At 68.3% G+C, this 13,329-nt stretch carries 17 protein-coding genes; 11 read left to right on the top strand and 6 right to left on the bottom strand.

Annotated elements, in window-relative coordinates; genetic code table 11:
* Positions 1-2: 2 nt before the first annotated feature.
* The 5 genes from AC1RIF_RS18865 (at position 3) to AC1RIF_RS18845 (ending at position 3,753) form a co-directional block, all read left to right on the top strand.
* Positions 3-404, top strand: a complete 402-nt coding sequence (locus AC1RIF_RS18865) for a YbaB/EbfC family nucleoid-associated protein (RefSeq protein ID WP_492602896.1) — start codon at positions 3-5, stop codon at positions 402-404.
* Positions 404-985: a hypothetical protein gene (locus AC1RIF_RS18860; RefSeq protein WP_492602895.1), complete on the top strand. Its 582-nt coding sequence runs from the start codon at positions 404-406 to the stop codon at positions 983-985. Before AC1RIF_RS18865 ends, AC1RIF_RS18860 begins: the two co-directional genes overlap by 1 nt.
* Positions 986-1,096: 111 nt before the next feature.
* Positions 1,097-1,672, top strand: coding sequence for a hypothetical protein (locus AC1RIF_RS18855; protein WP_492602894.1), 576 nt, complete (start codon positions 1,097-1,099; stop codon positions 1,670-1,672).
* 250 nt (positions 1,673-1,922) lie between these two features.
* Positions 1,923-3,596, top strand: coding sequence for an ABC-F family ATP-binding cassette domain-containing protein (locus AC1RIF_RS18850; protein ID WP_492602893.1), 1,674 nt, complete (start codon positions 1,923-1,925; stop codon positions 3,594-3,596).
* A 7-nt stretch (positions 3,597-3,603) separates the two neighbouring features.
* Positions 3,604-3,753 (top strand): hypothetical protein, encoded by a 150-nt coding sequence (locus AC1RIF_RS18845; protein WP_492602892.1) that lies wholly within the window; start codon positions 3,604-3,606, stop codon positions 3,751-3,753.
* A gap of 18 nt (positions 3,754-3,771) precedes the next feature.
* Here AC1RIF_RS18845 and AC1RIF_RS18840 read toward each other — a convergent pair whose 3' ends face one another.
* Positions 3,772-4,371 carry a hypothetical protein gene (locus tag AC1RIF_RS18840; protein WP_492602891.1) on the bottom strand — a complete coding sequence of 200 codons (600 nt, stop codon included), beginning with the start codon at positions 4,369-4,371 and terminating at the stop codon, positions 3,772-3,774.
* 86 nt (positions 4,372-4,457) lie between these two features.
* Positions 4,458-4,949: a beta-class carbonic anhydrase gene (locus tag AC1RIF_RS18835; protein ID WP_492602890.1), complete on the bottom strand. Its 492-nt coding sequence runs from the start codon at positions 4,947-4,949 to the stop codon at positions 4,458-4,460.
* 272 nt (positions 4,950-5,221) lie between these two features.
* Between AC1RIF_RS18835 and AC1RIF_RS18830 the strand changes: the two genes are divergently transcribed.
* The 6 genes from AC1RIF_RS18830 (at position 5,222) to AC1RIF_RS18805 (ending at position 10,017) form a co-directional block, all read left to right on the top strand.
* The gene (locus tag AC1RIF_RS18830; RefSeq protein WP_492602889.1) at positions 5,222-6,817 is read left to right on the top strand and encodes an ATP-binding cassette domain-containing protein; all 1,596 of its coding nucleotides are present in this window, start codon (positions 5,222-5,224) and stop codon (positions 6,815-6,817) included.
* Positions 6,818-6,843: 26 nt separating this feature from the next.
* Positions 6,844-7,356 carry a hypothetical protein gene (locus AC1RIF_RS18825; RefSeq protein WP_492602888.1) on the top strand — a complete coding sequence of 171 codons (513 nt, stop codon included), beginning with the start codon at positions 6,844-6,846 and terminating at the stop codon, positions 7,354-7,356.
* Between the two features lie 125 nt (positions 7,357-7,481).
* Positions 7,482-8,156 carry an energy-coupling factor ABC transporter permease gene (locus AC1RIF_RS18820; RefSeq protein WP_492603140.1) on the top strand — a complete coding sequence of 225 codons (675 nt, stop codon included), beginning with the start codon at positions 7,482-7,484 and terminating at the stop codon, positions 8,154-8,156.
* Entirely contained in the window at positions 8,153-8,500 is a 348-nt protein-coding gene (locus AC1RIF_RS18815; protein WP_492602887.1) for a PDGLE domain-containing protein, read from the top strand. The genes AC1RIF_RS18820 and AC1RIF_RS18815 overlap by 4 nt, the downstream gene beginning before the upstream one ends.
* A 1-nt stretch (position 8,501) precedes the next feature.
* Positions 8,502-9,260 carry a cobalt ECF transporter T component CbiQ gene (cbiQ, locus tag AC1RIF_RS18810; RefSeq protein WP_492602886.1) on the top strand — a complete coding sequence of 253 codons (759 nt, stop codon included), beginning with the start codon at positions 8,502-8,504 and terminating at the stop codon, positions 9,258-9,260.
* 1 nt (position 9,261) lies between these two features.
* Entirely contained in the window at positions 9,262-10,017 is a 756-nt protein-coding gene (locus tag AC1RIF_RS18805) for an energy-coupling factor ABC transporter ATP-binding protein (protein ID WP_492602885.1), read from the top strand.
* Here the strand turns inward: AC1RIF_RS18805 and AC1RIF_RS18800 are convergent.
* Genes AC1RIF_RS18800 through hypE form a run of 4 tightly spaced genes read right to left on the bottom strand, consistent with a single transcriptional unit; the run spans position 10,001 to position 13,329 of the window.
* A complete protein-coding gene (locus AC1RIF_RS18800; protein ID WP_492602884.1) occupies positions 10,001-10,771 on the bottom strand; it encodes a DUF6390 family protein in 771 nt (256 codons plus the stop codon). The genes AC1RIF_RS18805 and AC1RIF_RS18800 overlap by 17 nt on opposite strands.
* On the bottom strand, positions 10,768-11,898 hold the full coding sequence (hypD, locus tag AC1RIF_RS18795; RefSeq protein ID WP_492602883.1) for a hydrogenase formation protein HypD: 1,131 nt from the start codon (positions 11,896-11,898) through the stop codon (positions 10,768-10,770). The genes AC1RIF_RS18800 and hypD overlap by 4 nt, the downstream gene beginning before the upstream one ends.
* Before the next feature lie 28 nt (positions 11,899-11,926).
* The gene (locus tag AC1RIF_RS18790; protein ID WP_492602882.1) at positions 11,927-12,199 is read right to left on the bottom strand and encodes a HypC/HybG/HupF family hydrogenase formation chaperone; all 273 of its coding nucleotides are present in this window, start codon (positions 12,197-12,199) and stop codon (positions 11,927-11,929) included.
* A 32-nt stretch (positions 12,200-12,231) separates the two neighbouring features.
* Positions 12,232-13,329 carry a hydrogenase expression/formation protein HypE gene (gene hypE / locus AC1RIF_RS18785; protein WP_492602881.1) on the bottom strand — a complete coding sequence of 366 codons (1,098 nt, stop codon included), beginning with the start codon at positions 13,327-13,329 and terminating at the stop codon, positions 12,232-12,234.

Raw genomic sequence — 13,329 nt, 5'->3', positions numbered from 1 at the left:
CGATGATCGACAAGGGATTCGAGGAGTTCGGCGCCAAGGTGCGCCGCACCCAGGACGTGGTCGAGCAACTGCGCGGCCGTGCCCACCGGGACGGCGTGACCATCGAGGTCGACGCCGGAAATCGGCTCACTGCAATCGAACTCGACCAGCAGACCGTGCACGTCGGCGCCGATCGCCTCGCCGAACTGATCCGCAGCACCTACACATCCGCGATCGCCGACCTGCAACCACGCCTCCGACGGGCACTCGCCGAGGTCACCGAGGACCCGCAGGTCGCCGGTCTGAACCGGTGGGTCCGATCGCAGGTCCACGACACCGACGCCCCGCGGCCGGCACCGATCCGCGACAGCCTCGACGAGCCCAGCTACCTGGACCAGCGCGGCGGCACCATCTTCGAACGCTGATGAACGAGACCGTCGGACAGGTGACGGCCTGGCTGCTGGACGCAGATCCCGCGTGGCGGTGGCAGGTCGAGCGGGACGTCGTCGGCGCCGCACCCGAGAAGTGGGAGGCGACCCGGGCGCGGGTGGCGGCGGAGGACTTCGGTGCGCGGTTACTCGCCCTGCAGGGCGAGGACGGACAGTGGGCCGGCGGCTCGTTCGTGCCCGCCCACTTCGACCTCGAGGACCCGGTCGACGGAGCGCAGCCGTGGACGGCGACGACGTGGACGCTCAACTCCCTGCGGGAGTGGGGCCTCGACGACGCGACGCGCTCATCGTTCCACTCCACACTGAACAGTCTCAAAGGACTTCTGGCTCATGACATCGCGACCGGGGGGCGGCGACGCGAACTCTCGTGCCGCCCGGCGTCAGGGCGAGGAGTATCTACTCGAGCGCGGGCTGTTCCGCAGGCTGTCGATCGGCAAGCCGGTCGCGCCCTGGGTCGACCGATTCGCGTACCCGTCCCGATGGCGGTACAGCATCCTCCACGCCGCCGACTACTTCCGCGAGGCAGCGGCACTCGACGGCGTCGAACCGGACCCTGATCGGCACGCGCGTGCTCGACTGGTGGGACAAACGCCGGACTGCCGGATCCGAAGTCCCGACTCGCGACGACGTCGAGCCGGCCAGTCGGAGTGGACGCGCATAATGAGCGGGTGCCGAACCTTGGCTTCTACGCCGTCGCCGATGACTGGTCCGCGGTCGTCCGAACAGTTTTCGATCTGGAACTGTTCCGCGTCTTCGAGGCCGATTCCGAACCGGGCTCCGAACTGCGGGAATTCTCGACTGCCGACCACGTGCCCGACAGCCGACAGGGCCGATCGCTGATGCTGTTCGTTGCAGGGTCGGGGCCGGAACCCTCAGCGCGTCGGATCGACCTTCATCCCGGTGCGGATGGAGGGGCAACCTTCCGGTACACGTGCGAAGGCTGGGGGTTGATCCAGCTCGACTACGGCGGACCCTGGGGCGACGAGTTGCGCTGGAGTCGCACCAACCACAACACCGCGAAGCGTGCTACTGCCTGGGCTGCAACGTATCCGGACCTGGGCGATCCCGCTGCCTGGGACTGGGCCGCCGTCACGAAGGCCTCGAGCAAACTCAACCGGACCATCGGGCGGATGGCGGTCGACAAGATCGGCTCACATCCGGTGCTGCCACACGCCGAGGACTTCATCGCGCACAACGGGCTACAGCACGAATACGGCACCGGCATCCACTCGATACCGTCCTAGGACCGGGTGTGCGATGTAGCAGCCACGATCACGCCCGGTCCGCATCGCGACTCCGATAATCGGTGGAGACGGTTCGGCGTTTCGGCTACTCTCCTGCACATGTTTGCCAGCACTGGGTTCATGAAGCCGTGGTCGCTCCGCTGACGGCGGCGACCGAGTTTCCAACCATCTCCGAAGCCGCCGTCCCGGGAATTCACGCCGGGCGGCAATCTCGCGCTGTCCCGGCTCCATCTCGAGCTGCGGAGAATCGATGTCTTCTTCCCACACGGATCGAAACGTCCTGTCCACCAATACTGCACACGGGACATCCTCGCCAACCAATCACCTTCCCGCGGGCGCGCAGGCCCACATCCGAGCACGCTCAGTCCACGTCACGCTCGGATCCCGACCGGTTCTGACGGACGTCTCAGTCACGGTGTCGAACCGCTCACGGCTCGCCGTCGTCGGCGAGAACGGGCGCGGCAAGACCACACTCCTCCACGTGCTCGCGGGGATTCTGCAGCCGCACGCCGGCACCGTCAGCCGTATCGGTGCGATCGGTATCGCTCAGCAGGCCATACCTTTTCGCACGGGCGAGACCGTCGGCACACTCATCGCCGAAACCATCGAGCCCGCCCTGCAGGCGCTGCGGGAACTGGACGCCACGACCGCCCGGCTCGCCGACGGCGAGCCGGGATCGGACGACGCCTACGCGTCGGCCTTGGATGCTGCGACCCGGCTCGACGCCTGGGATGCGGAGCGCCGCATCGACATCGCACTGGCCGCGCTACACGCATGCACCGACCGGACGCGTCCATTGGCGGCACTGTCCGTCGGGCAACGCTATCGCGTTCGTCTTGCGTGTCTCCTCGGGGCCGCGCAGGACATCCTGCTGCTGGACGAGCCGACGAATCACCTGGACCGGGGCGGATTGGACTTCCTCACCGACCGCCTCCGATCCCACTCCGGTGGGCTGGTGATCGTCAGCCACGATCGCGCGCTCCTGCACGAGGTCGCCGAGCAGTTCCTGGACCTGGACCCGAGTCAGGACGACCGGCCGCAGCTCTTCGCCGGCGGCTACGCCGCGTGGCAGGACGGCCGGCGACGTGCGCGCGACCGCTGGGAACACGAGCACGAGCAGCAACTCGCCGAGCGGGCACGTCTGCAGGAGGCCGTCGTGACTGCCCGCGACCGACTCCGCACCGGCTGGCGGCCCGACAAGGGGCACGGCAAGCACCAGCGCCAGTCCCGAGCACCCGGACTGGTGCAGGCGCTCGAACGCCGCCGATCCGACCTCGAGGCCCACACGGTCACCGTGCCCGAACCACCTCTGCGACTACGGTTTCCCGACCTGGCCGTCCGCCCGGGGAGCCCACTGCTCCGCTGCGACGGGATCACCGTCGCGGGTCGAGTCGACTCCCCCGTCGGAGTCGCCCTGGATGCGGGTGACCGTCTCCTGGTCACGGGCCGCAACGGTGCGGGAAAGTCGACGCTGCTCGCCGTGCTCGCCGGAGAACTGGCGCCGACAACCGGCAGCGTCCACCACCACGCCGGCGCCCGCGTCGCTCTGATCGGCCAAGAAGTTCCGGCGTGGGAGCTGGAACTGACCGCGCACGAGCACTACGACCGCCACATCCGGAGCCTCGACCTGCACCTCGGAGTCGATCCGCTCCCCCTGACGTCAACGGGCCTGCTGGAGAGCCGTTCCTGCGGAGTCCCCGTCGGGAGCCTCTCGCAGGGACAGCAGCGCAGACTCCATCTCGCCATGCAGCTCGCCTTCCGGCCTACGGTGCTCCTCTGCGACGAACCCACCAATCACCTGTCGGTGTCCCTGGTCGACGAGCTCGCCACCGCACTGTCGGAAACCCCGGCCGCGGTCGTCGTGGCCACCCACGACCGGCAGTTGCTCACCGACCTGGCGCGCTGGCCCCGGCTCGTCCTCTGACTAGACAGTGCTCGAGCCGATCCGGTGGGTACGGCATCAACCGATCGGTTGGCTGCAGCATCCACCGGATCGCGCGCCGGCCCTGGCTGCACAGTCGATTCTCGTGAACGCCGTCGCCACCGCGTTCTCCCGCGGCTACCTGACGCCGCACACCTGACCGGCAATCGGGCAGTCACTACAGCTGGGGGCTACCGACCGGCCTGCCGCGTCGACCGGTCAGCCACGCACCCCGGACGAGCATCAGCACACCCAGACCGATGCCCCATCCGAGTTCCGAGAGCACCACGCCGACTCCCGACTGGCCGGTGACGTCGGTACTGGCCTCCACACTGAACGCGGTCGTGAACCCGGCCGCCGTGCCCGCCGCGGCGGCCAGACCGCCGGCCATCGCCCAGCGGGACAGGTGAGCCGAGACCAGACACGTCAGCACCACCGTCGCTCCACAGGCGACCACCTGCCACGTGGGGAACTGGTTCGGCGCGGGCAGTCCTGGGCCGCGGAACTCGCCCCGGTAGTCGGCGGACCAACTCAACCACCCCACACAGGACAGGAACCCCAGCGCAAACGCCGTCAGGCCGGTGGCCCACAGTCCCAACCGGCCACCGCCCGTCTGCGTTCCGACCGAGCCCCCGCCGCCCGGGAAGTGCTCCAGGCCCGCACGCTCCGAACGCCAGGCAGACCGGATGATGCCCACAACGAAGATGGTGGGCACACCCACGAAGATGAACACGATCCAGAGGAACTGCGGCCACGAGAAGTCGAGATCGACTGTCATGGACAGGAGTATGCGCCCCGTTCCGATCCCGGCCTCGCTCGAGGACCGGAAATCGGGGGTGTTCCAGGCCCGCTCCAGCGAAGTGCTCAGTCCCTGACCTCGGTGAGCCGGCCTGTCGCCACGTCGAACACGAACCCACGCAACGACTCGGTGAGCGTGACGAACGGGCTGTTCGCCACTCGCCGCAGCGACTGCCGGACGTCTTCCTCCACGTCCGGGAACGCCTCCGCCGACCAGTTCGGCTTGATACCGGTCTCGTCCTGGATGGCACGCTTGAACGCATCATCGGTGAAGGTGAGCATGCCGCAGTCGGTGTGGTGGATCAGGATGATCTCCCGTGTCCCGAGCAGTCGCTGGCTGATCGCGAGCGAGCGGATCTCGTCGTCTGTGACGACGCCGCCCGCGTTGCGGATCACATGCGCCTCGCCGTCACCGAGTCCGAGGATCCGGTACACGTCCAGTCGCGCGTCCATGCACGCGACCACCGCGACATGTCTGCTCGGCGGCAGCGGCAGCGGACCGGAGAAGGTCTCGGCGTAGCGTCGGTTGTTCTCGAGATATTCGTCGGTGACCGTCATCGATGTCTCCCGGTTCCTGGATGATCGCAGGGGTCGAGTACCCGCACACGGGTTCCATGATCGTCGCGCTCACGGATCGGCGGAAGCCTTCCACTCCCCCGCGAGCGGAATAAATGGGTTGCGTGGGCGTTGAACCGCCCATAACGTGTTCGTTGTTCATGTTTCCGATCGATCGGAGAGAGCCCTTGCTCCTGTAGAGGTGACCCCGCGCCAGAGCGCGGCGTGTGCTGAGGCACGCGCCTGCGCACCGCACGCAACCTCTCGGAGTACTCATGGCTCATCCCTCCTCGTCCGTCGCCCTGTCCGACCTCACTTTCGCGTGGCCCGACGGCACCCCCGTCCTCGACGGACTCGATGCCGTGTTCGGCTCGGGCCGAACCGGGCTCGTGGGCCTCAACGGTTCCGGCAAGTCGACCCTGCTGAAACTGATCGGCGGACGGCTGCACCCCGACCGCGGTTCCGTCACCACGCACGGCCTCGTCGCGTATCTGCCGCAGGACCTCACACTCGATCCGACGGTTCGGGTGGACATCGTCCTCGGCATCGCCGACGCGCGGCAGGCGTTGTCGCGCATCGAATCCGGAGCGGGTACCGAGTCCGATTTCGCCACCGTGGGCGACGCGTGGGACATCGAGGAACGCGCGGTGTCGACGCTGCACCGCCTCGGGCTGCACCGCATCGTCGGCGGTGTCGGCGATCTCGACCGCACCGTAGGCCAGTTGTCCGGCGGCGAGACCACGCTGCTGGGGCTCACCGCGCAACTGCTGCACCAGCCGGACGTCCTGCTGTTGGACGAGCCCACCAACAACCTCGACGTCGACAGCCGCGACCTCCTCACGGCCGCGGTCCTCCAGTTCCCCGGCACCGTGCTGACCGTCAGCCATGACCGGGGACTGCTGGAGACGATGGATACGATCGCCGAACTGCGAGACGGCCGAATTCGCCTGTTCGGCGGCAACTTCAGCGACTACGAGGCCGCCGTCGAGGCCGAGCAGGAAGCTGCCCGCGCCGCGGTGCGCGACGCCCGCAGCGACGTCCGGAAGCAGGGTCGCGAACTCGTCGAGGCGCAGATCAAGCTCGACCGTCGAGCGCGGTACGGCAAGAAGATGTTCGAGAACAAGCGGGAACCGAAGATCGTGATGGGTCTGCGCAAGCGCTCGGCGCAAGAGTCGGCCGGCAAGCTGCGCGGCAACCACATCGAGAAGCTCGACGACGCGAAACGGGTTCTCGCCGATGCACAGGACCGGGTGCGGGACGACCGCGAGATCCGCGTGGATCTACCCGACACCGAGGTGTTTCCGGGACAGCAGGTGATCGAGCTGACCGACACGCGCCTGCGCACCGGCCAGTCCGTCGACCTCACCGTCACCGGGCCGGAACGGATCGCGTTGACCGGCCCGAACGGAATCGGCAAGACCACCGCGCTGCAGGAGATCGCACGGACCGGAACGAAGGTCCCGTTCGCGCTGCTCCCCCAGCGTCTCGACATCTTCGACGACGCGCGGTCGGTGGCGGCGAACGTCGCCGCGGCGGCGCCGCACGCGTCGGCGGAACAGATCCGAGGCAGTCTGGCGCGATTCCTGTTCCGCGGAGCCGAATCCGACGCGGCGGTCGCGACACTGTCCGGCGGGGAGCGGTTGCGGGCGGCACTCGCGATGCTCCTCGCGGCCGATCCCCCGCCGCGTCTGCTGATCCTCGACGAGCCCACCAACAACCTCGATCTGCCGAGCCTCGCGCACCTGGTGCAGGCCGTCAACGGGTACCGCGGTGCGTTGATCGTCGTCAGCCACGATCGGCAGTTCCTCGACGACATCGGCATCACCCGCCGGCTCGAACTGGACGATTCGAGCCTCCGCGAAATCGATTGACACCCGATTCCGGTGTCCACCCACGAGTGACAATCGTCTCCATTCGGCCGCAGTTGTCGACGCTGCTGCCACGGGTGGACAACTCCGTGCCAGAGCAGAAAGACCCCAATGAACTCGCCCGAGGGGGTCCCGAGGAAGAACAGACCATTTCTGTTGAATTTACTGTCGCCAACGAATGTAAAAGTAGGCCGGAGGGCTGCGCGCACTCCATTGGCATCGAGTTCGGCACAGTGCGAAAAACACCTTCGAGCAGCACGATTCCATCGAACACCAACGAAGTAGTGCGAGAGCCCCCCATGAACAGTCTCGACCATCTCGACCATCTCGACCGGATCGATTCGCGGTCCGACGACACCGATCTTCGAAAGGACGCCCGCCCGTCCAGACGCATCCCGTTGATTCTCTGCGCGGTCTTCTTCACGATCGGCCCGACCGTCCTCGCCCTTGTCATCGGCGTCAGAGTGGCCGAATCCCTCCGGATTCTCGCACTGACCGCGATCACCCTGGCATGCGCATTCATTCTGCTGCGACCGCGATAGATCCTGCGACAGGAACGGGAAACGGACGATTCCGGAAAGCCTGTTCAACTGTTCAGATGACTCGATAGACTGCGGGTACCGATCCCCGGCCCCAGGAGGGCACCGTGGTCATCGAATACTCCGCAATGCACATGAGCGACGGCATCATCGACGCTCCTACATCGGCCCTGTTCTGGGCCGTCGCCGTGGCGGGTGTCGGCATCGCGATCTGGCGTGCGCGAACCGAATTGGACGAGCGGACCGCCCCCATGGCGGGACTGGTCGCAGCGTTCATCTTCGCGGTCCAGATGATCAACTTCCCGATCCTGCCCGGCGTCAGCGGCCACCTGCTCGGGGGCGGTCTCGCCGCAATCCTGGTGGGTCCGTATACGGGAGCGCTGTGCATCACGATCGTCCTGACGGTCCAGGCACTGATGTTCGCCGACGGTGGTCTCACCGCACTCGGCGCGAACGTCACGAACATGGCGCTCGTCGGAACCGCGGTCGGGTACGGCGTGGCCGTCGCGTTGCGGCCCTTGCTCGCTCGACGCGGAGACGCCGGAATCGGCATACTCGCCTTCGTCTCGGCTTGGTGCGCAACGGTTCTCGCGGCGTCGATGTTCGTGGTCGAGTACGCGATCGGTGGCGCGTCGGTGACCTCGTTGCACACCGTCGCCGCCTACATGTTCGGCACGCACGCGCTGATCGGGCTCGGGGAGGGCATCATCACCGCCTTCACGGTGGTCTCGGTCGCGCGGGCCCGCCCCGATCTCGTGTACCTCCTGCGCACGCAACCGGCACGGGCGGCGGTGACGACATGACCAGGTCCGTCGCCACCCGCTCGGGGTTCCTGGTCGGCTTCGCGGTCGCGGCGCTGCTGATCGCGGGCGTGCTGTCGTATTTCGCCAGTTCCAGTCCCGACGGCCTGGACTCCACCACCCAGCGCGGCTGTGAGGTGGTCGAGACCGACGGCGGCGAGCAGCTGGTGGGCGACTGCATCGCACAGAACGCCACCGATCACCACCTGTCCTCGTCGCCGTTCGCCGACTACTCGATCCGCGGTGATTCGGCGCTCACCGGCGTAGCCGGCGTCCTCGGGGTGGTGGCCGTGTTCGTCGTGGCCGGGCTGCTGTTCCGGGCCCTCGCCCGTCGCCGGGGGCCGTGACGTGTCGGGTGCGCACACCCACCCGCTCTACCTCGAGGGCACGTCCCCGGTTCACCGCCTGCCCGCCGAGGTGAAGATCCTCGCGGCGCTCGTCGGGGTGTTCGCGATCGTCGCGACACCGCGCGAGGCGGTATGGGCCTTCGCGCTGTACCTCGGGGTCCTCGTGGTGGTGTGGCGGATCGCGGGCATCGGATTGCGTTGGCTGGCACCACGGATGCTCATCGAACTCCCGTTCGTCGTGCTCGCGGTGCTGCTGCCGTTCGCCGAGTCCGGTGACCGGGTCACGGTCGCCGGAATGTCGCTGTCGGTGCCCGGGTTGTGGGCGGCGTGGAACATCCTCGTCAAGGGCACGCTCGGCGTGCTGGTGTCGGTGACGCTGGCGGCCACCACGCCCGTCCGCGCGTTGCCCGCCGGACTGTCCCGACTGCACGTGCCCGGCATCGTCGTCACCGTCGTGACGCTGATGCTCCGGTACGTCGACCTCCTTGCCGGCGAGATCGATCGGATGCGCACCGCCCGGATCGCCCGCGGTGACGACCCGCGCACGCTGCACCAGGTGGGGGCCATCGCCCGCGGCGTCGGTGGAGTCTTCCTGCGCGCCTACGAGCGCGGCGAACGCGTACACCTGGCGATGGCGTCCCGCGGTTTCACCGGTACCGTGCCGCTGTCGGACACACCCGCGGGCCCGATGTACTGGTTTGCGGGTATGGCACCTGCCGTATGCGCGGTGGCGATCGCGACGACAGCATGGATGGTGTGAGATGACCGCTCCGACAGCGATCGACGTCCGGCAGCTCACCTTCGAGTACCCGGACGGCCGGAGGGCGCTGGACGCCATCGATCTCTCGGTCGCGGTGGGCGAACGGGTCGCGGTACTGGGACCCAACGGGGCCGGCAAGACCACGCTGATGCTCCAGCTCAACGGCGTCCTCACCCCCACCGCCGGCAGCGTCCGGATCGGTGGGCTCGAGCTGGGACGCAGCACCGTCCGCGAGATCCGACGCCGGGTGGGTGTCGTGTTCCAGGATCCCGACGACCAACTGTTCATGCCCACCGTCGCCGAGGACGTGGCGTTCGGCCCCGCCAACTTCGGGGTCCACGTCGACGACCTCGAGCGCCGCGTGACCGACGCCCTCGAGCACGTGGGAATGGCCGAGCACGCGCAGCGCAGCGCCGGGCACCTCTCCGCCGGGCAGCGCCGCCGCGTCGCCCTCGCGACGGTGCTGGCGTGCCGACCGGAGGTGCTGGTCCTCGACGAACCGTCGAGCAACCTCGATCCCGTGGCCCGGCGCGAACTCGCCGAGGTCCTGGACGGGCTCGACACCACGCTGCTACTCGTCACACACGACCTGCCGTACGCGGCGCAGCTGTGCCGACGCGCGGTGATCCTCGACGACGGTCACGTGGTCGCCGATGACCGGATCGAGCGGGTCCTCGGCGACGCAGCCCTGCTCGCCGCGCACCGCCTCGAACTGCCGTGGGGATTCGCCCTTCCGGCGCCTACACCGGATCGGTGACGGCCCCGCGGACGAGGCGCTCGTTGGTCCGCCCCAGCTGCCAGTCCGTCCAGTGTTCGAGGGAGGCCGCCTCGTCGGTGCCGAGCCGGTCGCACACCAGGTCCCAATGCACCGCCACCCGATCCCCGATCCGCAGGTCCGGAACGAACGAGCCTGCGGGGACTCTCCGGCGCACCGCGCGGTCCTCGAGCGGGCCCAGCATGAGCTTCGCGCCGTCGAACTGCAGTCCCCGCGAACGCACGACGGCGGTGTCCGGCCGCAGTTCCAGGACCACGCCGTTGCGGATCCGGCACGAGTCCAGCACGTGTAGCGGTTGCGGCATCCCGGTGCCGAGCAGGCGGGTCCACGGGTACACCCCGAACACGTGGAATGCGTGGGTGGGCGCGGCCTCTGGCAGCAGATCGTCGGTGAGGTACTTCCAGTAGTGTCCGGCGCGCTCCCCCAACCGGGCCAGTAACTGGCGGCCGAACCGCTTCCGGTCCACGGCGGCGGTCAGTTCGTTGCCGGTCCAGTAGCCCCGCACCACCCGCTCGTCGAGCGGGTCGTCCACGCCTGCGAGTTCGGCGAGCAACTGCTGGTACGGCCACGCCCCGCTGAACTGTCGGGCCGCGGATCCGACGTCGACGTCGGATCCGGCCCCGCACGCCACCGCCGCGAGGCCCGCGGCGCCGGCGGGACCGCAGTAGCCCAGCGAATTCGGCGCATACGCGTACCGAGCGAACAGCGTTCGGCCGGAGTCGATCCCGGTGGTCACTCCGGTCTCCGTCCCACCAGCAGCGCCGTCTCCCGGTGCAGTCGCCCGAAGTTGTAGTACGCCGCACATGCCCCCTCCGGCGACACCATGCACGTGCCGATCGGGGTCTCCGGGGTGCAGGCGGTGCCGAACACCTTGCATTCCCACGGCTTGATGACGCCCTTGAGGACCTCGCCGCACTGGCAGGCCTTGGGATCGGCCACCCGCACCCCCGGCATCGAGAACCGTTCCTCCGCATCGAATTCGGCGTAGTCGGGGTGGATCTTCAGGGCGCTCTGCGAGATGAATCCCAGTCCCCGCCACTCGAAGTGCGGGCGCAGCGCGAACGTCTCACTCATCAGCTTCAGCGCCTGCGTGTTCCCCTCGGGACGCACCACGCGGATGTACTGATTCTCCACCTCGCACCGACCGTCCCGGATCTGCTGCAGCAGCATGCAGACCGACGCGAGGATGTCGAGGGGCTCGAAACCGGCCACCACCATCGGTTTGCCGTATACCTCGGGCACGAACCGATAGGGCCGCAGGCCCACCACCGTCGACACGTGTCCCGGGCCGAGGAACCCGGACAGCCGCAGGTCCGGTGACTCGAGGATCGCCTTGATCGGCGGCACGATCGTCACGTGGTTGCAGAAGATGCTGAAGTTGGTGACCCCCATCTGCCGGGCCCGCACCAGCGTCACCGCGGTGGACGGTGCGGTGGTCTCGAATCCGACCGCGAAGAACACCACCTGCTTGTCCGGATTGTCGACGGCGATCTTGAGGGCGTCGAGCGGCGAGTACACGAACCGCACATCGGCACCGCGAGCCTTGGCCTCGATGAGGTTGCCGTGCGACCCCGGCACCCGCATCATGTCGCCGAACGTCGTGAAGACGACGTCAGGCTGCTCCGCGAGGTACATCGCGTCGTCGACGCGGCCCATCGGGATCACGCACACCGGGCAGCCGGGTCCGTGCACGAGTTCCACGGACTGCGGAAGGAGGTGCTCGATCCCGTGCCGGTAGATGGTGTGGGTGTGGCCGCCGCACACCTCCATGAACTTGAACTCGTCGTCGCCGGCGAGTTCGGTGATCGACCGGACCAGCGCGCGAGCCGCCGCTGGATCGCGGAATTCGTCCACGAATTTCATGCTGCAACCTCCTCGTACCGGTGCCGCCTCAGTTGATGCGCGACGAGTTGAAGGCGTCGATCTCGTTGACGTAGTCGGCGCCCATCTTCTGGACCTGGTCGAGCGTGAGCGCGGCCTCGGCCTCGTCGATCTTCGCCATCGCGAAGCCCACGTGGACCAGCACCCAGTCACCCACCACCAGGCCCTCGTCGGCCAGCAGGCGCACGCTGATCGTCCGTTGAACGCCGTTGACGTCCACCTTCGCGAGGTGCTGCTCGGTGTCCACCATCTGCACCACCCGGCCCGGGATCCCCAGACACATGATCGGTTCCTCCTCTCGACTCGCTCGTCGACTCAACAGATGCGGGGCAACGGATCTCCCACGAGCATGTCCACGATGCGACTGCCGCCGAACGCCGTCCGCAGCGCGACGATGCCCTCGGGCTCGGCGAGTATCTCCCCGACGACGGCGGCGTCCTCGCCGCCCGGACAGCCGCGCAACGCCGTCACCGCCGCCTCCGTCTCGGCCTCCGCGACCACCGCCACGAACTTGCCCTCGTTCGCGACGTAGAGCGGATCGATGCCGAGCAGGTCGCACGCACCGAGCACCTGCGGCCGCACCGGCAGCGCGTCCTCGTCGAGGACGACGGCGAACCCGGTGGACTGGGCCAGCTCGTTGCACACCGTGCCGACGCCACCGCGCGTCGCGTCGCGCATCCAGCGGGTCGACGGGGCCGCCTCGAGCAGCGCGTGCACCAGACCGTTGACCGGCGCGGTGTCGGACCGGATGTCGGCCTCTATCGCGAGTTCGCCGCGGGCCAGCATCACGGCCATGCCGTGCTCTCCCATGGTGCCGGAGATCAGCACCCGGTCCCCGGGGCGGACGTACTCCGGTCCCAGCTTCCGGTCGACGGGCAGCGAACCTACCCCGGCAGTGCAGATGTAGACGCCGTCCGCGGCGCCCTTCCCGACCACCTTGGTGTCCCCGGTGACCACATGGACACCGGCTTGCGCTGCGGAATCGGCTATGTCGCGGACGATCTCGCGCAGCAGGGCGATGGGAAACCCCTCCTCGATGACGAACGCCGCCGACAACCACAGGGGCCGGGCACCCGACACCGCGAGATCGTTGACGGTGCCGTGGACGGCGAGGTTCCCGATCGATCCTCCCGGGAACTGCAACGGCTGCACCACGAACGAGTCCGTGGAGAACGCGATCCGCTCGCCGGCGGGCAGGGTGAGGGCCGCCGCGTCCCCCAGCTGCTCGAGCTGGGGATTGCGCAGCGCCTCCACGAACACCGAGTCCACCAGCGCGGCGGACGATTTCCCGCCCGCCCCGTGCGCCAGGGTCACCACGTCCTCGAGCAGCCGCGGCCGGCGTTTGCGGAAGGAGGCGATCCGGTCCAGCACCCGGTCCTCACGTTCGGCGGCCGTCGTGGGTTCTGTCGCCAT

The sequence above is a fragment of the Prescottella sp. GW823-FHT02E09 genome (genome assembly GCF_058797375.1).
The sequence above is the reverse complement of the archived record's forward strand: the minus strand, read 5'-3'. Positions and strand labels throughout refer to the sequence as shown.

Bases quoted from the DNA above. Each gene is read 5' to 3' on its own strand.
- AC1RIF_RS18865 (WP_492602896.1), top strand. From the start codon at position 3: ATGATCGACAAGGGATTCGAGGAGTTCGGCGCCAAGGTGCGCCGCACC.
- AC1RIF_RS18860 (WP_492602895.1), top strand. From the start codon at position 404: ATGAACGAGACCGTCGGACAGGTGACGGCCTGGCTGCTGGACGCAGAT.
- AC1RIF_RS18850 (WP_492602893.1), top strand. From the start codon at position 1,923: ATGTCTTCTTCCCACACGGATCGAAACGTCCTGTCCACCAATACTGCA.
- AC1RIF_RS18840 (WP_492602891.1), bottom strand. From the start codon at position 4,371: ATGACAGTCGATCTCGACTTCTCGTGGCCGCAGTTCCTCTGGATCGTG.
- AC1RIF_RS18835 (WP_492602890.1), bottom strand. From the start codon at position 4,949: ATGACGGTCACCGACGAATATCTCGAGAACAACCGACGCTACGCCGAG.
- AC1RIF_RS18830 (WP_492602889.1), top strand. From the start codon at position 5,222: ATGGCTCATCCCTCCTCGTCCGTCGCCCTGTCCGACCTCACTTTCGCG.
- AC1RIF_RS18820 (WP_492603140.1), top strand. From the start codon at position 7,482: ATGCACATGAGCGACGGCATCATCGACGCTCCTACATCGGCCCTGTTC.
- AC1RIF_RS18815 (WP_492602887.1), top strand. From the start codon at position 8,153: ATGACCAGGTCCGTCGCCACCCGCTCGGGGTTCCTGGTCGGCTTCGCG.
- AC1RIF_RS18805 (WP_492602885.1), top strand. From the start codon at position 9,262: ATGACCGCTCCGACAGCGATCGACGTCCGGCAGCTCACCTTCGAGTAC.
- hypD (WP_492602883.1), bottom strand. From the start codon at position 11,898: ATGAAATTCGTGGACGAATTCCGCGATCCAGCGGCGGCTCGCGCGCTG.
- AC1RIF_RS18790 (WP_492602882.1), bottom strand. From the start codon at position 12,199: ATGTGTCTGGGGATCCCGGGCCGGGTGGTGCAGATGGTGGACACCGAG.
- hypE (WP_492602881.1), bottom strand. From the start codon at position 13,329: ATGGCGACAGAACCCACGACGGCCGCCGAACGTGAGGACCGGGTGCTG.